Genomic DNA, 20389 nt, shown 5'->3' with positions numbered 1-20389 from the left:
TCCCGAGAACCCCAGGAGATCCCCATGTCATCCCTCTCCCGCCGCGCCTTCACCGCGGCCCTCGCCGGCACCGGCGCCGCCGTCGCCCTGCCCGTCGCCGCCCAGGCCGCGCCCTCGAAGGGGCACGCCGACCGGATCGAGGAGATCCTCGCCGGCATGAGCGTCGAGCAGAAGATCGGCCAGCTCTTCGTCGCCGTCGGCTACGGCTCCCGCGCCGACCAGGCGCATGCCTCGAACACCTCCACCACCGGCGTGGACACGATCGCGGAGATCGTTCGCACCCACCACGTGGGCGGGCTGATCTACTTCGTGTGGAGCGAGAACCTCCAGAGCATCGAGCAGGTCGCGACGCTCTCCAACGACGCGCAGGACGCGGCGCTCGAGAGCGGTGGGATCCCGCTGATCATCAGCGCCGACGAGGAGCGCGGCGTCGTCTACCGCCTCCCGGCCCCCGCGACCCCGCTGCCGGGTCAGATGGCGCTCGGCGCGACCGGCTCCCGCGCCCATGCCCGCAAGGCGGGGGAGATCGTCGGTGCCGAGATGCGCGCCGCCGGCCTCCACCAGGCCTTCTCCCCGGTGGTCGACGTGAACGTCGAGGCGCGGAACCCCGTGATCGGGGTGCGCTCCCTCGGCGCCGACCCCCGCGCGGTCTCCCGCCTCGCCAACGCCCAGATCAAGGGCTTGCAGGGGGCGGACTGCTCCGCCGCCGCCAAGCACTTCCCCGGTCACGGCGACACCGCGACCGACTCCCACCTGGGCCTGCCGGTGATCGACCACACCCGCGAGGAGCTCGACGCCCTCGACCTGCCGCCCTTCGTCGCCGCGATCGAGGAGGGCATCGACTCGATCATGACCGCGCACATCGTGGTTCCCGTGCTCGACGACTCCGGCGTCCCCGCCACGCTCTCCCGCCCGATCCTCACCGGGCTGCTGCGCGAGGAGCTCGGCTTCGAGGGCGTGATCGTCACGGACTCCCTCGCGATGGAGGGCGTGCGCACCCTGTTCGGCGACGACCGCGTCCCGGTCGAGGCGATCCTCGCCGGCGCCGACCAGATGCTCATGCCTCCGGACCTCGTCGTCGCGATCGGCGGAGTGCGCGACGCGGTCGCGAGCGGCGAGATCACCGAGGAGCGGCTGGATCAGTCCGTGCGGCGCATCCTCGCCCAGAAGTTGCGCCGCGGCCTGTTCGACGACGTGCACGTCGACGCCGCCCGGGCCGAGAGCGCGATCGGCACCTCCCGCGCGCTCGCGACCGCGGAGCGGATCGCCGAGGACTCGATCACCCTGATCACCGCCCAGGACGGCGCGCTGCCGCTCGCGGACGGCGCGACGGTGCTGGTCACCGGCTCCGCCACGGCGGCGAAGCTCGAGGTGGTGGTCGACGCGCTGACCTCGCTGGGCCATGCCGCGACAGCGCTGCCCGGCGCGACACCCGAGCAGGCCGCCGAGGCCGCCGCCGCGGTCGACGCGGTCCTCGTGCTCACCTCGTCCTCCGGCTTCACCACCCCGGCCGCCCAGGTCGCGCTGGTCGAGGCGCTCGCCGCGACCGGCACGCCCGTCGTTCACGCCTCCCTGCGCAATCCCTACGACGTGGTGCACGTGGGGGAGGTGGCCGCCTCGCTCGCGGCCTACGGCAACGCCGACGCCTCCCTGCGCGCGCTCGCCGGCGTGCTCGCGGGCGAGGTGAAGGCGCGGGGGAAGCTGCCGGTCGCGATCCCCACGGCCGACGGGACGGGGGAGGCCTTCCCGCTCGGCCACGGGCTCGGCTGAATCACGCTCCCGACTGCAGGATCGGGACTCCAGCGGCACGGCGCGGCGCTGAGCCTCAGCGCGTGCCGCTGGAGGCCCCCTTCTGCTGATCCATCGTGTTCGCGGCCTCGCCGTGCGCCCGCGCCTCGGCGGCCTCGCGCGCCAGGCGCCGGCGGCGGGCCTTCACCCAGCCGGAGGTGAACACCGCGCCGGTCACCGCCAGCACCACGGCCATCACCGCGATCACCACGGTGAAGGTCGCCTGCAGGGAGACCAGCGAGATCAGCGCCGAGGAGGTGATGATCCCGAGCGCGTTCGCGGTGCGCAGCAGGGCGAACACCTCCGCGCGGTGCTCGGGCGCGACGAGCCGGTCCAGCACCAGGGAGTAGTAGGTCGCCAGCGGTGCGAGCACCGCGCCGACCAGCAGCGCGCCGATGACGGTCGCCACGGCGGAGTGACCGAGTCCCACCACGGCGACGCCGAGCGCGGTCACGCCCAGCCACACCAGCACGGTGCGGCGGCGCGGCTCGCGGTTGTGGATGCTCACCCACACGCCGCCGGCGACCGAGGTCACGCAGATCGCGACGGGGAACAGCGCACCCCAGGCGGCCGGCATGCCGAAGGAGACCGCGAGGGAGACCGCGCCGATCTCGATCGCGGCGATCGAGGCGGCGCTCGCCCCGCCGCACACCAGCCACAGCACGATCATCGGGCTCAGGCGCAGCGCGCTGCCGCGCTGCTCGGGGCCGGGCGCGGTGGCCGAGGGGATCGACGGCAGCAGGAGCAGCGGCGCCGCGCCCAGCAGCACCATCGCCCAGGCGGCGAGCTGCGGGGAGATCCCGCCGAGGGCCGCGGCGATCACCGGCGAGGCCACGAAGGTGACCTCGTTCAGCGTGGCCGCGATGCCGAGGGCGCGGGGCAGGCGGCTGGCGGGCACGAGGTGGTTGAGCACCGAGCGCAGCGTGCCGTAGGCCGCGCCGTTGACGAGTCCCGCGAGCGCCGCGCCCGCGACGACCAGGGCGAAGGGGGCGCCGAGCCCGGCGAGCACCGCGATCGCGATCAGCGCCAGCGTGCGCAGGCCGATGAGCGCGCGGACGAAGGGGACCGGGGCGAAGCGTCGGCCGATCCGGGAGAGCGGGACCGCGCCGAGGACCTGCGCGATCGTCATCGCGAGCATCATCGCGGCGCCGGCGGAGGCGCTGCCGGTCAGCGGCAGGGCGATCAGGGAGAAGGCGATGGGCGCGGCGGCCTGCGGCACCGCGAAGGTCCCGTACGAGCCGAACCAGCGCAGCAGACGGGCCTCGGGCCGGGCGGTCGCGGGGGTCGCGGGCGCGGGAGCGGGCGCGGTCATGGGGAACCTCCTTCGGGGCGCAGGGAGAGGGGGCGGCGGGGCGCACCGGCCGCTCCTGCGCAACATAGTGCGCAACGCCGAGGGTGCGCAATATAGTTCCCGTCACCCCGGTGGGCGATAGGCTTCCGGGCATGGAACGCCCGAGCGACCAGGAGGCCCCGATGAGCGGTGGGATGCGCCCGGCCGTGGTCGAGCGGCTCGGTGAGCGGATCCGCGCCGCCCGCCAGGAGCTGGACCTCTCCGTCGGCGCGCTCGCCGAGGCCAGCGAGGTCTCCCGCCGCATGCTCACCCAGATCGAGCTCGGCCAGGCGAACCCCTCCGTCGCGATCCTCGACCGCATCGCCGCCGGGCTCGGCACCACCTTCGCCGCGCTGATAGGCGTCGGCGCCGACGACGCCCCCGACGGCGTGGAGATCTGGTCCACCGACTCGGGCAGCTGGGCCGTGCTGCTGGGCGCCGTGGACACCGACGCGCTGTCGGTCGAGACCTGGAAGTGGAAGCTGGTGGGCGAGGACTGCTACGAGGGCGGCTCCGGCATCGCCCTGCCCGGGATCATGCACCACGTCATCGAGGGCGCCCTCGAGATCGACGACGCCGACGGGCTGCAGGTGATCGAGTCGGGCGGCTCCGCGCGGATCGCCTCCCCGGGCCCCTACCGCTACCGCGCCCGTGACGCGCAGGCGGCCGTGTTCTTCTCCGTCGCCCTGCTGCCGCGGCCCGGGCGGGGCCGAGCCGGCGTGGAGGCGCGATGACAGGCACGATCTGGACCCTCGGCCACTGGACCAGCCCCGTGGACGCGGTGCTCGCGACACTCCGCGGCGCCGGGATCGACGAGCTGGTCGACGTGCGCCGCCTCCCCGGCTCCCGCCGCAGCCCACAGTTCGACGCCGAGGAGATGACCCGCTGGCTGGGTGAGGCGGGCATCGGCTACCGGCGCCTGGCCGAGCTCACCGGGCGCCGTCCGAAACAGCGGGACGTGGACCCGCAGCTGAACGCGGGCTGGCAGAACACGAGCTTCAAGAACTACGCCGACCACACCCTCGGCGAGGAGTACGAGGCCGGGATCGCGCAGCTCACCGCGCTCGCCGCGGAGCATCACGTGGCAGTGATGTGCGGTGAGCCGATGCCCTGGCGCTGCCACCGGCTGCTGATCTCGAACACCCTCGTCGCACGCGGCTGGGAGGTCGTGCACCTGCGCGCCGGCGCCGCCCCCGTCGAGCACGAGCTGGGCGCCTGGGGCGCCCGTCCCGTCGTCCGCGAGGACGGCACCGTGATCTATCCACCGGAAGCACAGGAGGAAGCATGAGCACCGAGTTCGCCGTCGGCGACCACGTCAGCTGGAACTCCGAGGCCGGCCGTGTGAGCGGCACGATCACGAAGGTCCACACCGCAGATTTCGACTACAAGGGGCATCGACGCCGCGCGAGCCAGGACGAGCCCCAGTACGAGATCGAGAGCGACCGCACCGACCATGTCGCCGCGCACAAGGGCTCGGCGCTGAGGAAGGTCGAGAGCTGACCGCCACGAAGGGCGGCATCACTCGCTCCCCGGGCGAAGTCTCGATCACCGACTCCGCCGAAGCGCTCACCCTCGAGCTGTCCGACGAGGAGCGCGCCGAGCTCGACCGCATCATCGCCTGAGGGTCGCCGGGTGACCTGAGGGATATCACCTCGCGTCCGGACGGCGGTGAGCGTACCGTGGCGACCGTCCACGTACGGAGAGGAGTCGGCATGCCCACCACGCATGCAGGGAGCGAGGCGGCCCGAGCGGCCTGCTCGGTCTGAGCCCGCGCGCTCTCGAGCGCGACGCGACGCCCCCCCCGACCCCAGCACGCCCCGACGCGGGAGCGTGCCCTCTGCGAGGACACCCCATGAACACCCCCACCGAATCCCAGCTCCGCGACGCCTTCGTCAACGCCTCCAAGGGCGAGGCGAAGCGCGCGATGATCCCCGACCTCGACCAGATCGACTTCTCCCGCCTCGACTACTTCGGCTGGCAGGACGCGAAGAAGCCGCGCCATCACTACGTCGCCCTCGAGCTCGACGGGGAGGTGGCGGTGCTGCTGCTGCGCGGCCCGGACAACCCCCCGGCGAAGAAGATGCTGTGCGCGTGGTGCGAGGACATCGTCGACGGCGTGCACGCGGCGAGCTTCGTCGCCCCGCTCGCCGGCGCGTCCGGCCGACGCGGCAACACCGTCGGCACCGCGATCTGCGCGGACTTCCGCTGCTCACGCAACGTGCGCCGGGAGCCGAGCTTCTTCGAGCTCCGCTCGGAGGATCCGGCGCTGCTGGCGTATCACCGCGAGCAGAGGATCGCCGGACTCCAGGAGCGCTCGACCGCCTTCGTGCGCACGGTCATCGAGCGGAGCTGACCCCCATCACGACGTCCGCCCGGTCGCGGGTCGCCGCGACCAGGCGGGCGTTGTCCTCGTCCGGCCCCAGCGCCCAGTCACGTGCCGCCCGCGGCGACTTCCCGAAGCGCTCGTGCCGGGCGATTAGCCGCTCGTGCCGCAGCCGCTCCGGCACCTCGACGAACCAGCAGGCATCCAGCATCGCGCGGACCTGCGCGAACGGCCCGTCCTCGAGCAGCAGGTAGTTCCCCTCGGTGATCACCAGCGGCACCTCGGCGCGCACCTCGATCGCCCCGGCGAGCGGCTGCTCGAGCTCCCGCTCGAACATCGGCGCCCATACCGGCGCATCCTGCGGCCGGGCGGTGCGCAGGCGCTGCAGCAGCGCCACGTAGCCGCCGGCGTCGAAGGTGTCCGGCGCGCCCTTCCGCGCGAGATGCACCAGGCGCGCGAGGGCGACGTCGGCGAGGTGGAACCCGTCCATCGGCACCAGCACCGCCTGCGTGCCGAGCTGCTCGGCGAGCCGCGCGGCGAGGGTGGACTTCCCCGCCCCGGGCGCTCCGGCGATGCCCAGCATCCGTCGGCTCCCGCTGCGCAGCGCCTCGTCCAGCAGGGTCCGCGCCGCGTCGACCGCCCGCTCGACGCTCAGCTCAGTGGGCATCGACCGGCTCCCCATCGGCTGTTCCGAGCTCCACCTCGACCACCTCGCCGCGCAGCGGCAGATGGATCAGCACGCGCGACGGCGCAATCCCCGCCGCCGCAAGAGCCTGCGCATAGGTCGCCATCTGCCCCAGGTACTTCTCCCGCACATGCTCCACCGGGTCATCGCCGGGATAGCTCTTGTGGTCCACCAGCACCACCTGTCCGTCCGGCAGGCGCAGCAGGGTGTCGATCCAGCCCTCCATCACCTGGTCGTCCTCGTTCCACCAGGTGATCGGCTGCTCGGTGAGCTCCTCCGCGCCGGGCAGCCCTGCGGCGAGGAACCCCGCCCAGGCCTCGCCCGCCTCGATCAGCACCGACGGCTCGACGGCCCGGGCGACCGCCCACCGCTCGACGAGCCGCGCCGCAGCCGCCCGGCGCTGCGCGTCTTCGAGGTGCGCGAGCGGCATCGCGAGATAGGCATGGATCGCCTCGCCGACGCGCTCCCACTGCGGGCCGCCGCCGGTGACGAGGCGCCGCCCGATCCGTCGCGGCTCCGAGACCGCGCCGGCGACCCCCTCGGACCCCACCCCGGAGGCCTGGAAGCGAGCGGCGACATGCGCCTCTCGCGGCCGCGTGCCGACGAGATCGCTCGCCGCGAGCGCACTTCGCCGCGCATCGAAGCGCTCCGCGCCCTCGGCGAGCACCCCGGCGGGGGCCCGCACCACGGCGGGCAGCACTCCGCCGCCCCGCACCGTGATCCCGTCGCCGCCGACGCTCCAGGAGAGCAGCGGCGAGGCGTCCTCGTGCGTCGCGGGCACCAGCGCGTCCAGCACCGGCGCCGAGCCGTCCCCGCTCAGCACGGTGACGTCGGCGGCGCGGGTGAGGGCGACGTACTGCAGGCGCCCGGACTCCTCTCGCTCCCGGTCCGTGCGCCGCAGCGCATGCTCCGAGGCGGAGAGCCCCTCCTGCAGCGCGGCCTGCGAGGTCAGCAGCGCGGGCCAGTAGCGCGGAGCCCGGCCCGCGAGCGGCGCGGCGACATCAAGCTCAGCGGCCGGCACCACGAAGCCGCCCGAGGTCTGCGACCGTTCGCTCGGGTCGTGGTCGAGCATGACCACGACGTGCGGCCACTCCAGGCCCTTCGCGCCGTGGATCGTGCCCACCCACACCGTGTCCGGGGTGCCGGTGAGGTCGGGGCCGCGGTCCACCGCGTCCACCGCGATCCGCAGCCCGGTCAGCGTGACCGGGGCGGAGTCCGCGCGGGCCCGGTCCGCGTACTGCCCGGCCACGGCGCGCAGCGCGTCGAGGGTGCGCAGGCGCTGATCGGGGGCGGGCCAGGAGCGGATCCGCTCGGGCAGGTCGAGCGCGTCGACGAGCGCGGTGATCATCTCGACGGGGGAGAGGGAGATGCACTGTTCGCGCAGGTCCCGCAGCCCGTCGAGCACCGGGTCCCGCCACCACCGCTCGAACAGCCCCTTCCGCGCCTCCCGGTCGGGCCGGGCGGCGAGGTCCGCGAACCAGGTGCCGTGCGCGGCGTGGTCCGGGAGCAGGTCCACCAGCTCGGTGAGGGCGAGGGTGTCGCTGAGGTCGAGGGTGACCGCGAGCGCGGCCCGGACGAGGCGCCCCTCGCGGGTGGCGAGGATCGGCCGGCCCTCGCCGGAGGCGGGGATGCCCCGCTCGGTGAGCGCGGCGATGACGTCCTGGGCCCGACGGTTCGAGCGGACCAGCACGGCGACGTCGGCGGGGGAGGTGCCCGGCTCACGCAGCAGCGCCAGCACCCCGTCGGCGATCGCGGTCGCGTGCTGCGGGTAGGTGAGCTTCTTCGGCACCTCCGGCACCCAGGCCTCGAGCCGCCCGGGACGGTGCCCCGTCTCGCTCCGGCGCGCCACCGCCTCCGGGGCCGCGGTGGTCACCACTCGCTCGCGCGGCAGCTCGGGGAACGCCTGCGGGAACACCGCGGTGACGAGGTCGAGGACCGGCTCCTGCGAGCGCCAGGAGTGCTTGAGGTCCAGCACCTCCGCGCCGCCGAGCCCGGCGGTGCCCGCCTCGATCCGCTCGATGATCCCGAGCATGAGGGAGGGGTCCGCGTCGCGGAAGCCGTAGATCGCCTGCTTCGGGTCGCCCACCCAGATCTTGTCGTCGATCAGCTGGGACAGCTCGAGGAACAGGGCGAGCTGCACGGGGGAGGTGTCCTGGAACTCGTCGACGGCCAGGAGGTGGAAGCGGTCGCGGATCACCTCGCGGGCCCGTCCGCTGCTGCGCACCAGCTCGAGGGTGCGCACCTCCTGGTCGATGAAGTCGATCAGCCCCAGCTCGTCCTTGAAGCGCTGGTACGCCTCGAGGGACTCGGCGGCGGTGTCCATGACCAGCGCGATCAGGGCGCGCACGTCCTCCTGCAGGGCCGGGTTCGCCAGCAGCTCCTCGGCGATCCTCGACGCGACCCCGACCAGGGCGAGGTCGACGTCCTTGCTGTACACGTACCCCTTCGCATCGGGATCCCCGGCCCTGCCCTCCGCGACCTTGGCGACCTTGGCCCACACGCTCCACGGCGCCCGCTCGAGCCGCGCCACGTCCCGCAGCAGCCCGTCGAGGGTCTGCAGGCGCTTGCGCACGGTCCCGGCGCCCTTCTCCGTGAACGGCCCGTCTCCGGCCTCGGAGCTGCGCACCTGCGCCCACAGCCCCCGCACCGCAGCATCGAGCTCGGACCGCCATGCCTCGCGCCGATCCGCCTCCGCGGCCTCCGGCAGCGCCGCCGCCCGGAAATCCTCGAACGACGCCTCCGCTCCGCGGCGCAGCGCCTCCGCATCGAGCAGGTTCGTCCGGGCCCGACCGGCGAGGTCCCGCACGTGGCCCCTCCACGAGGGCGAGGCGCCCCAGGGGATCTCGGGCTCCTCCTCGCCGTCGTGCTCGGTGCGGGCCAGCAGGTCCGCGGCCCGGGCCCCGGCCTCCGCGGCGGTCTCGTCGATCGCGGCGCGGAAGGCGGCCTTCTGCCGGTCCTCGTCGAGCACCTGCACGTCGGGCGAGATGCCGGCGTCGAGCGCGAACTCCCGCAGCAGCTCCCCGGAGACGGAGTTGACGGTGCTGATCAGGGCGCTGTCCACGGCGCGGGCGGCGTCGACCTGCCCGGTCTCGAGCAGGGTGCGGCGCACCCGGTCGCGCAGCTCGGCGGCGGCCTTGGTGGTGAAGGTCGTCGCGATGAGCTGCGAGGGGTCGAGCCCGCGGGCGATCCGGTCGGCGATCTGGTGGGTGAGGGTGTGGGTCTTCCCGGAGCCGGCCGAGGCGTTGATCAGGGTGAAGGTCGAGGTCATCGGATCGCTCCCGTCGTCCCGCACAGCTGTGCGTGCTCGCTGGTCCCGCAGTGCTCCTCGACGAGGAGCCCGCCGGCCTCCCGTTCGGCCGCGCGCGCCTTCGTGAGCGCGCTCGACCTCGCCGACCAGCTCGCCGAGGCGTCCAGACCCGTCCGCTCCTGCAGCTCCCGGCAGCCGCAGCGGATCCGTCCGTCGGCGACCTCGTCGAGCCGTGCGGTGACGGCGGCGAGCATGCGCCGCCAGGCCTCGCCGGTGTCCATCGGGGCGCGGTCGCGGGGGTCCAGCGCCGGATCGGCGGAGACGAACTCGCCGCTGCGCAGCAGGAAGTAGCCGACGTCGGCGGGTTGCTCGCCGGGGTGCTCCTGCGCGAGTGCCCAGGCGTAGGAGGCGAGCTGGATCGCCTCGGAGGTGTCGAAGAGGTCGCCGTAGCGGCTGCGGCTGCGGGACCACTTCAGGTCCAGCACGGTGCGCCGCCCGTCGGCCGCGATCGCGTCGACGTCGCGGCTGCCCACGAAGGGCACGGTGTGCTCACCATCGGCCAGCATCAGCGTCAGCGGGAGCTCGAAGCGGGTCTCGGTCCCGGTGATGCGCAGGCCCGCCTCCGCCGCCCCGGAGAACAGCGCCCCGACCGAGCGCATGGCCCGGTCGCGCACGTCTTCCCGCGCGGCCGCGCATCCGGGCAGGTCGAGCTCGGAGGCGAGCTGGGGCACCAGGCGGTCCAGCACCTCGCCGATCTCCTCGGCCGACGGGGCGTCGAGCGGGGTGCCGCCGAGGCCCGGGTCGTAGCGCTTCTCGACCAGCGTCTCGACCACGGCGTGGACGAGGGTGCCGATCATCCGCGCACCCGTCGGCAGCACCGCGACGTCGGCGGGCCGCACGTCCAGCGCGTACTCGAGCGCCCAGTGGTGCGGGCAGGCGAGCAGCGAGGAGATCTGGGTGAAGGACAGCTTCCGCGGCAGCAGGTGCGGGGCCGGCGCGATCCGGTGCTCCGTCGGCGGCGCGGCGGGCTCCTCCTCCTGCGGCGGCGCCACGACCTCCAGCGACCTCCCCGCGAGCGTCCACCGTCCGTCCTCGATCAGCTCCTCGGGCCGCAGCCGGTCACCCGCGCCGAGATGCGCGAGCAGGCCGCTCGGCCCCGGCACCTCCTCGAGCCGCCTCCCGGGCAGCACGACGACGATCTCCTCGGCCCGCCGCAGACCCCGCAGCGCGGCATCGACCTGCAGAGCCGCATGCTGCGCGGGGGAGAGCACGCGCCCCCCGCCCGCTGCGAGCGCGTCGACCTCGGCCGGGTCCCAGCGCTGTGTGCGAGGGGCGTCGTCGGAGCTCGGCCCCCACCACAGCACGGCACCGCCGCGCACCTGGGCAGGAGAGGTGGTGACCTGCCGATCCGACACCTCCCGCACCGCGCGCGGCGAGGGACCGGAACCGCCGCAGCTGTCGATGACCTGCTGGAGCGTGCGCCGGGTGAGGGACGCCTCGGGGGCGAGCATGCCGAGCACCCGCTGCAGCACCTGCACCTGGGTGAGGCTCGCCAGGAGATCCCCGTCCCCGCGCCCGACGGCGCGCAGCCGCTCCGCGAGCCAGTCCAGCCGCTCGGCGATCGCGCGAGGCCGCAGCGCGTCCGCGGGCAGGGGGTCGGAGACCAGCCGATCGATGATCCGCGCGGCCTCGAGAGCACGCTCGTTGTCGCCCTCCGCGATCCGTGCGAGCGCCGAGCGCCAGGCCGGTCCGCCGACGCCGGGCTCGGCGCCGAGCGCGCGCAGCAGCTCGCGCCGGGCGAGGGCGGGCACGAGCCCGACGGGCTCCGCCTCCGCCTCGGCGCCGGGCAGCACCCGCAGGTCCAGCAGCGCCGCGAGCTGGTGCACGTCCACGGGCGCGGTCGCGACGTCCAGGAACAGGCCGAGCACCTGGTGGTGGGCCCGGTCGCGGGAGGGGCCGACGGCGCCGATCGCGGGCATGCCCCGCCGGTGCAGCGCACGATCCAGCACGTCCGTGTCCGCCGAGGCGAGCACCGCGGCGGCGGGATCCGCGGCGAGGAACCGTGCGGCGGCATCCGCCGCCGTCCACTCGTCCAGCGCCTCGAGCACCGTCAGCTCCGGCGAGCCGCCGACGGCGCGTGCAGGCGCCCTGAGCCGCACCCCCGCCGCCTCCAGCAGCCCCAGCAGTCGCGGCCACATCCCCGGCAGCGCCTCCGGCTCCTCCGCGAGGGCGATCTCCTCGATCCCGAGCGGCCAGGCGCCGCCCGCCTCCTCGAGCAGCTCGATGACCTCGGCCAGGTCGTCGGCGCCCGACGGGGCGAGCGTCCCGGTCACCCCGACCTCCGCGACCCGCTCCAGCTCCCGCACCGTCGCGAGCCGCTCCGGCAGCGGACCCTCGCTGAGGGCGGGCCGCCAGCCCGTCTCGATCGCGGCATCCCGCCAGCGCAGCAGCTGGGCGGCGGTGCTCCACGGATCCACCGCGAACGATCGCGCGGGCCACGGCTGGGGGTGCTCCTCGAGCAGCCGCAGGTACTGCGCCACCCGCACCGCCGGCTCGACCGCGGGCCGCGTCAGCCCCAGCCGTCCCTGCAGCAGCTGCACCAGGCCGCGCGGGCCGAGCCGTGCGATGCCCGCGGCCCCGCCTCCGTCGGCCCAGGCCGCACCGTCCAGGGACCAGCCGAACTCGATACGCATGGAGCCACTGTAGGCGGCCGACGCTCACCGGTTGAACGGATCGTCCGGCCTGATCTCCCAGGAGAATCCGCGCTCGTACAGCACCTCGCCGGAGGGATCGGGCGCGAGCACGAGGTCCTGCCCCTCGCCGGTGACGTGCAGTGTCCCATCGGCCTGCTCCTCGACGCTCAGCGTGAACGTCTCGCCTTCGGCCTCGAGGTACTCCTGCACGGGCTGCCCCTCCTCGCGCAGGTCCTTCAGCGTCAACTCGATCGTGCCGTCCTCGCCCCGGGTCCAGGAGCCGGCGCGCAGCGTCCCGTCGGCCGTGCGCAGCTGCGCCTGTGCGGCCCCGCCGTAGGCGATCGAGCCGAGCGCGAGTCGGCTCCAGCGCGTGTCCTCGGAGAGCTGCGCGGCAGGCTGGGCGGTGTCCTCGGCGACGGCCCACACCCCGGCCGGCGCCGACGCGTCCACGCTGCGCGACGGGTACATCGTCGTCACGCCCCACAGCACCAGGCCCGCGATCACCGCGGCGGCGACCGGCCCGGCCACCGCCCCGACCCGCTCCGCCGGCCGCCACGGGACCAGCCGCGGCCGCGGCGCCTCGCCGATCTCCCCGCGCCCCAGCACCGCGCGCCACAGGCGCGGCATCCACGGGATCAGCACCAGCAGCGACATCGCGATGTACACCGCCGACGGGGTCTTGACCATCACGTCGTAGCCGATGTTCAGCACCAGCACGAAGCTCATGGAGGCCGCGCCGATCAGCGCGCCGAGCACGACCGTGCGCCGCCACAGCAGCGCGAGACCGGCCCCGAACTCGGCGAGGCCGGCGAGGAACTGGAAGACGGGGGAGAAGGCGACCATCCGCCACAGCAGCCCCATCGGGCTCATCTCCCCGTGGGCGATCAGGGCGTCTCCCGCATCGGAGAACCCGAACTGGCCGAACACGAGCTTCGCGGCGCCGTAGTACATCAGCACCAGCGCGAGGGCGAGCCGCACCCCGCCGTGCGCCCACCACGCGAGCGTCACCCCGGCGGTGCGGGCCAGGCGCTTCTCGGTGGAGTAGTCGACGGGGGCGGGCTCGTGGTCATCGGTTCTGGCCATGCCCCCAGCCCATCATCGCGGGCGGCGGCGCTGATCACCCGGCGGTCTCGACTCCGCTACGACCTTGGGCGGATGTCGCCGTCGCTCCTGCGATCAGCCCTGGTTCGCGCTGCCGGGGTGCGCCCACGGCGGCACGTCGCCGCCGGGGTAGCCGTCCGGCACCTGCTGCTGGGCCTGCCGCTGCGCCTCGCGCGCCTTCTGCTCGGCCTCCTGGCGGGCCCGCTGGGCGCGGGCCTCCTCGCGCTGGCGCTGCTGCTCGGCGGAGGCGCGCTGGCGCTGAACGGAATCCGCGGCGTCAGCATTCTGGCTCGCCTCGGCCGCGGCCTGCGACTGCAGCATCGCCGAGCGGATCTCCTCGCCCATGGAGCCGACGGAGCCGGGGTTGCTGGGCAGGTAGAGCACGTTGGAGCGGCCGTTGCGGGCCACGTCCTGCATGGTGTCGAAGTACTGCGTCATCAGCAGCAGCTGCTCGGCGGAGTTCTCGATGCCCACCTTGCGCAGCATCTCGTACTGCTCCGCGATGCCCAGCGCGATCGCCTTGCGCTGCGCGGCGACGCCCTCACCCTGGAGGCGCTTGGACTCGGCCTCGGCCTCCGCCTGGGTGACGCGCTTGATCTTGTCCGCCTCGGCGAGGGACTGGGCGGCGACCCGGTCACGCTGGGCGGCGTTGATGGAGTTCATCGAGTCGCGCACCCGCGAGTCCGGGGAGATGTCCTGGACCAGGGTGTTGATGATGTTGAAGCCGAACTCCTGCATCCGGGTCGAGAGGGTGTTCTCGACGCTGCGGGCGATGTCGTCCTTCGACTCGAAGGCCGCGTCCAGCTCGAGGCCCGACAGCGCGGAGCGGACGGTGTCGAAGACGTAGGAGCGGATCTGCGCCTCGGGGTTGGACAGCTTGTAGTAAGCGTCCACGACCTGCTCCTCGCGGATGCGGTACTGCACCGCGACGGGCACCGTCACGAAGACGTTGTCCTTGGTCTTGGACTCGATGTTGACCTCGAGCTGCTGGACGCGCAGCGAGACCGGCTTGGTGGTGCTGTCGATGAACGGCGTCTTGAAGTTCAGACCGGCGTGCGCGACGCGGCGGAACTTGCCGAAGCGCTCGACGATGATCGCCTCCTGCGTGTGCACCGTGAACATCAGAGAGGTGCGCAGGCCGCCGAACAGCAGCGCGGCGAGGATCGCGAGCACGACGAGAATCACGACGAGCACGATGATGGTGATGACGAGGCCTTCCACGGGGACCCCTTTCGAGTGGGAGGAACGTGTGAGACACGCTACCAACTCACCGGAGGGACAGCTCCGCCTCGATCCTGCGGGCGATGCGGACGGGCGGCACCGGCGGGGCGAAGCGGCGCACCACGTGCCCGTCGGCGGAGACGAGGAACTTGGTGAAGTTCCAGGCGATCCTCCCGCCCATCACCCCCGGTCTCTGCGCGCACAGCCAGCGCCACATCGGCGGGGCGTCGGGCCCGTTCACGTCGGTCTTCGCGAACAGCGGGAAGGTCACCGAGAACTGGGAGGTGCAGGTCTCCCGGGTGTCCTCGTCGCTGCCGGGGTCCTGGTGGAACTGGTCCGAGGGGAACCCCAGCACGCTGAAGCCGTGCGGGGAGAAGCGCTCGTGCAGCTCCTGCAGGCCCCGCAGCTGCGGGGTGAAGGCGCACTGGGTGGCGGTGTTGACCACCAGCACGGGGCCGCCGCGGAACTCGCCGAGGTCCACGTGCTCGCCGTCGATGCTCGTCGCTGAGAAGTCGTGGAAGGTGCGGTCGTCCATGATCTCCTTCCTGTGGCCGTCCTTACGCCATCGTAGGTCAGGAGAGGAACTCGTCCACCTCCGCCCGCGAGGGGGCGCTCTGCGGCCCGCGCCGCGTCACCGCGATCGCCGCGGCGGCGTTGGCGCGGGTCGCCGCGGACTCCCAGTCCGCGCCGAGAGCGCGCTCCGCGAGCAGCACCCCGGTGTGGGTGTCGCCGGCGCCGTTGGTGTCCACCGGCGTCTGCGGGAAGGCGGGGATCTCGGTGCCGCGCCCGTGATGGAAGACGTGGCAGCCCCGCTCCCCGTCGCGCACCACGACGACGGCGCCCGGCTGCAGCCGGCGCCGGATCGCCTGCGGCGTGTCCTCGAGGTGGTCGAGGTCGGTCAGCGCCCGCGCCTCGTCCGCATTGGAGGTCCACACCGTGGTGAGGGAGAGCATCCGGTCCTGCAGCGCGCGCGGGAAGGAGGCGAAGGGGTCGCCCGGGTCCAGCACCACGTCGACGCCCTCCTCGAGCCCCTCGAGGAACTCCAGCAGCGGTTCCCGGGTCGGTTCGAACAGGCTGTATCCGCAGACGCACACGAGGTCCCCGGGCCGGGGCGCCAGCCGCGCGAACGACTCCGCGGTCACCTCCCGCTCCGCCCCGTACACGGTGAGGAAGGTCCGCTCGGCCGACGGCTCCAGCAGCACCACGCAGTACCCGGTGTCGGCGTCCTCGCGCGGGACGTCCGAGACCGCGACGCCGTCGGCCCCCAGCACCTCGCGGATCAGGTCCCCGTTCGGGCCCGTGCCGTGCGCGCCCCCGTGGACGGCCTCCGCCCCGGTGCGCGCCGCGGCGAGCAGCGTGGTCACGGCCCCGCCGGCGTAGCGGCGCTCGGTGCGGGCGTTGGTGTTCCCGCCGCGTGCGGGCAGCGCGTCGACCTCCAGGATCACGTCGACGAGGGCCTGGGCGGTGTGGAGCACACGGGACATGGCGCGAGTGTAGGTGGGAGCATGGCCCGATGGCCCCCGCTTCCTCCCGCCGTCGCACGCCCGTCGTCATCGTGATCGCCGCGCTGGCGGTCATCGCCCTCGTGCTCGGCGGCGTCGCCTTCTGGCGCTCCACCGCCGACGACGGCACGGACGCCGCCGAGCAGCTCGCCGGCACCCTCGCCGAGGGCGGCTCCGACCTCGATGCCGAGGTGCTCGGCGCTCTCCGCGACGCGGGAGCGACCCCCGAGGTCACCCTCGCCGATGCCGGCGAGGCCCAGGACGGCAGCCGCACCGCCAGCTACGACTGGACCTGGACCCTCCCGGACGACGCCGGGACCTGGGAGTACACCACCACCGCCACCCTGACGAAGGGCGAGGACGGCTGGGCGCCGCAGCTCACCCCCGCGGCCCTCGGCCCCGAGCTCGAGGACGGCGAGACGCTCGCCGTGCACGCCGTCGACCCCGAGCTCGGCACCATCACCGACCGCAACGGCACCCAGCTGTACGGCCCCCGCGACGTGAAGGTCCTCGGCCTGGACAAGTCCCAGCTCTCCGCCGACCAGCTCGACTCCGCCGCCCGCGACCTCGCCGCCGCGCTCGGCACCGACGCGGACCGCTACGCCGAGAGCGTCGCCGGTGCGGGCGAGGAGGCCTTCGTCCCCGCCCTCACCATCCGCGTCAGCGACGAGGGGGAGTACGACCTCGCCAAGGCCGGCCAGGTCCCCGGCTTCCACGCCCTCGAGGAGCAGCGCCCCCTCGCCGTCGAGCGGGACTACGCCCCCGGCGTGCTCGGCTCCCTGCGCGAGGCGACCGCGGAGGACGTCGAGAAGTCCGGCGGCGAGATCCAGGCCGGCGACCAGGTCGCGACCGGCGGCGTCCTCGCCGCGGAGCAGGACGCTATCCTCGGCACCTCCGGCCTCGAGATCGTCGCCACCGGCGGCGAACAGGAGCGCCCGCTCCACGAGGTCGATCCCGTCGCCGGCACCACGGTGCGCACCACCCTGGACGACGACCTGCAGCGCCGCGCCACCGCCGCGATCGCCGACGAGGACTCCCCGGCGGCCGTTATCGCGCTCAGCGCCTCCACCGGCGACGTGCTCGCCGCGGCGCTCGGCCCGACCGGCCAGTCCTATCCCATCGGCCTCGTGGGCCAGTACGCGCCCGGCTCGACCTTCAAGACCGTCACCGCGCTGTCGCTGCTGCGCGCCGGCGTCACGCCCGACACCGAGCTGCAGTGCCCCGAGACCGCCTCGGTCGCCGGACGCTCCTTCAAGAACGCCGACTCCATGGACCCCTCCCTGTTCGGCACCATGCCGCTGCGCTCGGTGATCGCGCACTCCTGCAACACCGCACTGCTGCTGCAGCACGAGACCGTCTCCCAGGCCGAGCTCGCCGACGCCGCGACCACCCTCGGCATCGGCCAGGAGGCCCCGGCCGGGCTCGACGCCTTCATGGGCTCGATCGACCCGGCCGACGAGGGCGTCGAGCACGCCGCGGCGATGATGGGCCAGGGCCGCGTGCTCACCTCCCCGCTCGCCATGGCGACCGTGCTCGCCTCGGTGCAGAACGGCTCCACGGTCACCCCGCGCATCCTCGCCGACGAGGACCAGGCCGCCCCCGAGGTCCCGACCCCGCTCACCGAGGACGAGGCCGCGCAGATGCAGGAGATGCTGCGCGGCGTGGTCACCGACGGCAGCCTCGACGACTTCGCGGACCTGCCCGGGGAGCCGGTGATCGGCAAGACCGGCACCGCCGAGTTCACGAACGAGGAGGGCGAGCTCGCCCTGCACTCCTGGGTGATCGTCGCCCAGGGCGACCTGGTCGTCGCCGCCTTCGTCGAGGACGGCAGCTACGGTTCGGTCACTGCCGGTCCGATCGCTCGCGAGGTGCTCGCGGGTCAGTAGGCGGTGCGCCCCTTGTGGGCGAGCCACGCGTCGAAGGGCTCGACCGCGTCGGCGTGCCGGTGCTGCTCGACGGGCAGCACGGCGTGGCGGCCCGGCCGGGCGAAGTAGTCGTAGAAGGCGGAGTCGTCGAAGCCGGCCCGAGCGGCGTCCCCGCGGCCTGCGGCGAACACCACGAGGTCCAGCCGCGCCCAGAGCGCCGCGGCCAGGCACATCGGGCACGGCTCGCAGCTCGCGTACAGCACCGCGCCGCGCAGCTCCGGTGATCCGTTGCGCGCGCAGGCCGCCCGGATCGCGGCGACCTCGGCGTGGGCGGTGGGGTCGTTCGTGGCGGTCACCCGGTTCACGCCCTCGACCAGCTCCCCGCCCGGCAGGCGCACCACGGCGCCGAACGGACCGCCGCCGTCGGCGACGTTGGCGGTGGCCAGGGCGATCGTGCGCTGCAGGGTCTCGGTGGGATCGGGATGGTCCGTCGCGGGCCTCCTCGGGGCCGGGACCGCCGAGACTACAGCCCCGCCGCGACCTCCACGGCCTGGCGGATCGCCCGCTCCGCGTCGAGCTCCGCGGCGACGTCGGCCCCGCCGATCACGTGCACCCGGGGCGCCCGGCCGCGCCGCTCGGCGATCACCTCGTCGGCCAGCGCGTTCACGCTGACCTGCCCGGCGCACACCACGACCGTGTCCACGTCGAGCACCCGCGCCTCGCCGTCCTCGGTGATGTGCAGGCCCGCCTCGTCGATCCTCTCGTAGGTCACGCCGCGGTGCTGGATCACGCCGGCATGGCGCAGCTCCGCCCGGTGCACCCAGCCGGTGGTCCTTCCCAGCCCCGCGCCGATGCGCGTCTCCTTGCGCTGCAGCAGGTGGACTTCGCGTCGCGTCTCCTCGCGCGGACGGGTGATCACGCCGCCGCGTGTCGAGTCGGCGTCGACCACGCCCCAGTGCTCCCGCCAGCGCCCGACGTCCAGGGTGGGGGAGGGGCGCGGCGCGGTGAGGTACTCGGCGACGTCCACGCCGATCCCGCCCGCGCCGATGATCGCGACCTTCTCGCCGGCCTCGGCACGGCCCTCGAGCAGATCGGCGTAGCTGATCACCTCCGGCCCGCCGCTCCGTTCCAGCGCGATCTCCCGCGGCGCGACGCCGGTGGCGACGATGACGTCGTGGAAGCCCTGCAGCTCGGTCGCCGTCGGCCGCATCCCGAGCCGGATCCCGACGCCCGCCGCGGCCAGCCGCATCCGCCAGGACTGCAGCGCCTGCGCGTAGTCCTCCTTGCCCGGGATCCGTGCCGCGAGCCGCAGCTGCCCGCCGATCTCGTCCGTCGCCTCGTAGAGGGTGACGATGTGGCCGCGCTCGGCGGCGGCCAGCGCCGCCTCGAGCCCCGCCGGACCCGCGCCGACGACGGCGACCTTCCGGATGCGGCGCTCGATCACCGGCGTCAGCACCAGCTCGGTCTCGTGGGCGGCGCGCGGGTTCACCAGGCAGCTCGCCCGCTTCCCGTCGAACACCTTGTCCAGGCACGCCTGGTTGCAGGAGATGCAGGCGACGACCTGTCCGGCGCGGCCGTCCGCGAGCTTGTTCGGCAGCTGCGGATCGGCCAGCAGCGGGCGTGCCATCGAGATCAGGTCCGCCTGCCCGGAGGCGAGCACCTGCTCGGCGACGCCCGGGTCGTGGATCCGGTTCGAGGCGACCACGGGCACGCCGACCAGCTCGCGCAGGTGCTGGGTCTGCTCGGCGAAGGCGGCGCGCGGCACGGAGGTGACGATGGTGGGCACTCGGGCCTCGTGCCAGCCGATCCCCGTGGAGAGCACGTCCACCCCGGCGCGGACCAGGGACTGCGCGAGCGCGGTGGTCTCGGTCCAGGTCTGCCCCTCGGGCACCAGGTCCAGCAGGGAGATGCGGTAGCTCAGCAGTGCGTCGTCCCCGATCGCGTCCCGCACCGCGGCGGCGATCGCGAGCGGCACCGCGCGCCGGCCCTCGGAGGTGCGGCCCCAGCGGTCCCGGCGATGGTTCGTGGCCGGGGCGAGGAACTGGTTGAGCAGGTAGCCCTCGCTGCCCATGATCTCGACGCCGTCGTAGCCGGCGTCGACGGCGCGACGGGCCGCCTCGGCGAAGTGGTCGATGGTGCGCTGCACCCCGCTGCGGGTGAGCCGACGGCTGCGGAACGGGGACAGCGGCGACTTCCCGCCGCTCGGCGAGGCGGACAGCGGGTGGAAGGCGTAGCGGCCGGCGTGGAGGAGCTGCAGGACGATCCGTCCGTCGGCCTCGTGGACCTCGCGGGTGATCAGCTCGTGGGCACGCAGGGTGCGGGCGTCGGCCTGGGAGCCGCGCGGGGTGAGTCGGCCGCTGCGGTCGGGGGAGAAGCCGCCGGTGACGATCAGCCCCACGCCGCCGCGGGCGCGCTCGCCGAGATAGGCGGCGAGCTTCTTCGCGTCCGACGGGTCGTCCTCGAGTCCCGTGTGCATCGACCCCATCACGATCCGGTTGCGGACCTGGAAGGGGCCGAGGTCGAGCGGGGAGAGCAGGGATCGGTACCGCGACGCTGCGGCGGAGTGCTGAAGAGAGGACATGCCCGCGATTCTGCCAGCTCGCCCGCGTACACTGGAACGGACCGGTCCCACAC

Annotated in this window: 16 protein-coding genes; 6 read left to right on the top strand and 10 right to left on the bottom strand. The window is 74.1% G+C overall.

The genetic code is table 11. The annotated features are described in order from the left end of the window. The first annotated feature begins 24 nt into the window (after positions 1-24). Positions 25-1770, top strand: coding sequence for a glycoside hydrolase family 3 protein (locus L3K22_RS01785; protein WP_263309882.1), 1746 nt, complete (start codon positions 25-27; stop codon positions 1768-1770). Between the two features lie 55 nt (positions 1771-1825). Here L3K22_RS01785 and L3K22_RS01780 read toward each other — a convergent pair whose 3' ends face one another. Next, the gene (locus L3K22_RS01780) at positions 1826-3100 is read right to left on the bottom strand and encodes an MFS transporter (protein WP_263309881.1); all 1275 of its coding nucleotides are present in this window, start codon (positions 3098-3100) and stop codon (positions 1826-1828) included. 131 nt (positions 3101-3231) lie between these two features. Here L3K22_RS01780 and L3K22_RS01775 point away from each other — a divergent pair, with 131 nt between their 5' ends. From L3K22_RS01775 to L3K22_RS01760, 4 genes are all read left to right on the top strand, one after another. After that, positions 3232-3852, top strand: a complete 621-nt coding sequence (locus tag L3K22_RS01775) for a helix-turn-helix domain-containing protein (protein WP_263309880.1) — start codon at positions 3232-3234, stop codon at positions 3850-3852. After that, positions 3849-4406, top strand: coding sequence for a DUF488 domain-containing protein (locus tag L3K22_RS01770; RefSeq protein ID WP_263309879.1), 558 nt, complete (start codon positions 3849-3851; stop codon positions 4404-4406). Before L3K22_RS01775 ends, L3K22_RS01770 begins: the two co-directional genes overlap by 4 nt. Beyond that, positions 4403-4618: a hypervirulence associated TUDOR domain-containing protein gene (locus L3K22_RS01765; RefSeq protein ID WP_053916486.1), complete on the top strand. Its 216-nt coding sequence runs from the start codon at positions 4403-4405 to the stop codon at positions 4616-4618. The genes L3K22_RS01770 and L3K22_RS01765 overlap by 4 nt, the downstream gene beginning before the upstream one ends. A gap of 352 nt (positions 4619-4970) precedes the next feature. Next, on the top strand, positions 4971-5471 hold the full coding sequence (locus L3K22_RS01760) for an FBP domain-containing protein (RefSeq protein WP_263309878.1): 501 nt from the start codon (positions 4971-4973) through the stop codon (positions 5469-5471). On the opposite strand, the gene L3K22_RS01755 is transcribed toward L3K22_RS01760, so the two are convergent. The 7 genes from L3K22_RS01755 to L3K22_RS01725 all read right to left on the bottom strand — a co-directional run bounded on the left by L3K22_RS01755 (position 5455) and on the right by L3K22_RS01725 (position 15872). Further along, entirely contained in the window at positions 5455-6108 is a 654-nt protein-coding gene (locus L3K22_RS01755) for a nucleoside/nucleotide kinase family protein (RefSeq protein WP_263309877.1), read from the bottom strand. The genes L3K22_RS01760 and L3K22_RS01755 overlap by 17 nt on opposite strands. Continuing rightward, the gene (locus L3K22_RS01750) at positions 6098-9394 is read right to left on the bottom strand and encodes a UvrD-helicase domain-containing protein (RefSeq protein ID WP_263309876.1); all 3297 of its coding nucleotides are present in this window, start codon (positions 9392-9394) and stop codon (positions 6098-6100) included. Before L3K22_RS01750 ends, L3K22_RS01755 begins: the two co-directional genes overlap by 11 nt. Next, positions 9391-12066, bottom strand: coding sequence for a PD-(D/E)XK nuclease family protein (locus tag L3K22_RS01745; protein ID WP_263309875.1), 2676 nt, complete (start codon positions 12064-12066; stop codon positions 9391-9393). Before L3K22_RS01745 ends, L3K22_RS01750 begins: the two co-directional genes overlap by 4 nt. Before the next feature lie 24 nt (positions 12067-12090). After that, a complete protein-coding gene (locus tag L3K22_RS01740; RefSeq protein ID WP_263309874.1) occupies positions 12091-13149 on the bottom strand; it encodes a DoxX family protein in 1059 nt (352 codons plus the stop codon). Between the two features lie 93 nt (positions 13150-13242). Then, positions 13243-14388 carry an SPFH domain-containing protein gene (locus tag L3K22_RS01735; protein ID WP_263309873.1) on the bottom strand — a complete coding sequence of 382 codons (1146 nt, stop codon included), beginning with the start codon at positions 14386-14388 and terminating at the stop codon, positions 13243-13245. Between the two features lie 46 nt (positions 14389-14434). Further along, positions 14435-14923 carry a glutathione peroxidase gene (locus L3K22_RS01730; protein WP_263309872.1) on the bottom strand — a complete coding sequence of 163 codons (489 nt, stop codon included), beginning with the start codon at positions 14921-14923 and terminating at the stop codon, positions 14435-14437. 37 nt (positions 14924-14960) lie between these two features. Next, the gene (locus tag L3K22_RS01725) at positions 14961-15872 is read right to left on the bottom strand and encodes a PfkB family carbohydrate kinase (protein WP_263309871.1); all 912 of its coding nucleotides are present in this window, start codon (positions 15870-15872) and stop codon (positions 14961-14963) included. Positions 15873-15901: 29 nt separating this feature from the next. On the opposite strand from L3K22_RS01725, the gene L3K22_RS01720 reads away from it, so the two are divergent. Next, positions 15902-17776, top strand: coding sequence for a penicillin-binding transpeptidase domain-containing protein (locus tag L3K22_RS01720; protein ID WP_263309870.1), 1875 nt, complete (start codon positions 15902-15904; stop codon positions 17774-17776). Here the strand turns inward: L3K22_RS01720 and L3K22_RS01715 are convergent. Next, on the bottom strand, positions 17770-18219 hold the full coding sequence (locus tag L3K22_RS01715) for a nucleoside deaminase (RefSeq protein ID WP_263309915.1): 450 nt from the start codon (positions 18217-18219) through the stop codon (positions 17770-17772). The genes L3K22_RS01720 and L3K22_RS01715 overlap by 7 nt on opposite strands. Positions 18220-18278: 59 nt before the next feature. Continuing rightward, positions 18279-20336 carry an NADPH-dependent 2,4-dienoyl-CoA reductase gene (locus L3K22_RS01710; RefSeq protein ID WP_263309869.1) on the bottom strand — a complete coding sequence of 686 codons (2058 nt, stop codon included), beginning with the start codon at positions 20334-20336 and terminating at the stop codon, positions 18279-18281. Positions 20337-20389: the final 53 nt, after the last annotated feature.

This window comes from Brachybacterium atlanticum (assembly GCF_025669985.1).
In the GTDB taxonomy this organism is placed as follows: Bacteria; Actinomycetota; Actinomycetes; order Actinomycetales; family Dermabacteraceae; genus Brachybacterium; species Brachybacterium conglomeratum.
The sequence above is the reverse complement of the archived record's forward strand: the minus strand, read 5'-3'. Positions and strand labels throughout refer to the sequence as shown.

Bases quoted from the DNA above. Each gene is read 5' to 3' on its own strand.
- L3K22_RS01710 (WP_263309869.1), bottom strand. From the start codon at position 20,336: ATGTCCTCTCTTCAGCACTCCGCCGCAGCGTCGCGGTACCGATCCCTG.
- L3K22_RS01770 (WP_263309879.1), top strand. From the start codon at position 3,849: ATGACAGGCACGATCTGGACCCTCGGCCACTGGACCAGCCCCGTGGAC.
- L3K22_RS01730 (WP_263309872.1), bottom strand. From the start codon at position 14,923: ATGGACGACCGCACCTTCCACGACTTCTCAGCGACGAGCATCGACGGC.
- L3K22_RS01745 (WP_263309875.1), bottom strand. From the start codon at position 12,066: ATGCGTATCGAGTTCGGCTGGTCCCTGGACGGTGCGGCCTGGGCCGAC.
- L3K22_RS01750 (WP_263309876.1), bottom strand. From the start codon at position 9,394: ATGACCTCGACCTTCACCCTGATCAACGCCTCGGCCGGCTCCGGGAAG.
- L3K22_RS01775 (WP_263309880.1), top strand. From the start codon at position 3,232: ATGGAACGCCCGAGCGACCAGGAGGCCCCGATGAGCGGTGGGATGCGC.
- L3K22_RS01755 (WP_263309877.1), bottom strand. From the start codon at position 6,108: ATGCCCACTGAGCTGAGCGTCGAGCGGGCGGTCGACGCGGCGCGGACC.
- L3K22_RS01740 (WP_263309874.1), bottom strand. From the start codon at position 13,149: ATGGCCAGAACCGATGACCACGAGCCCGCCCCCGTCGACTACTCCACC.
- L3K22_RS01780 (WP_263309881.1), bottom strand. From the start codon at position 3,100: ATGACCGCGCCCGCTCCCGCGCCCGCGACCCCCGCGACCGCCCGGCCC.
- L3K22_RS01785 (WP_263309882.1), top strand. From the start codon at position 25: ATGTCATCCCTCTCCCGCCGCGCCTTCACCGCGGCCCTCGCCGGCACC.
- L3K22_RS01725 (WP_263309871.1), bottom strand. From the start codon at position 15,872: ATGTCCCGTGTGCTCCACACCGCCCAGGCCCTCGTCGACGTGATCCTG.
- L3K22_RS01765 (WP_053916486.1), top strand. From the start codon at position 4,403: ATGAGCACCGAGTTCGCCGTCGGCGACCACGTCAGCTGGAACTCCGAG.
- L3K22_RS01720 (WP_263309870.1), top strand. From the start codon at position 15,902: ATGGCCCCCGCTTCCTCCCGCCGTCGCACGCCCGTCGTCATCGTGATC.
- L3K22_RS01760 (WP_263309878.1), top strand. From the start codon at position 4,971: ATGAACACCCCCACCGAATCCCAGCTCCGCGACGCCTTCGTCAACGCC.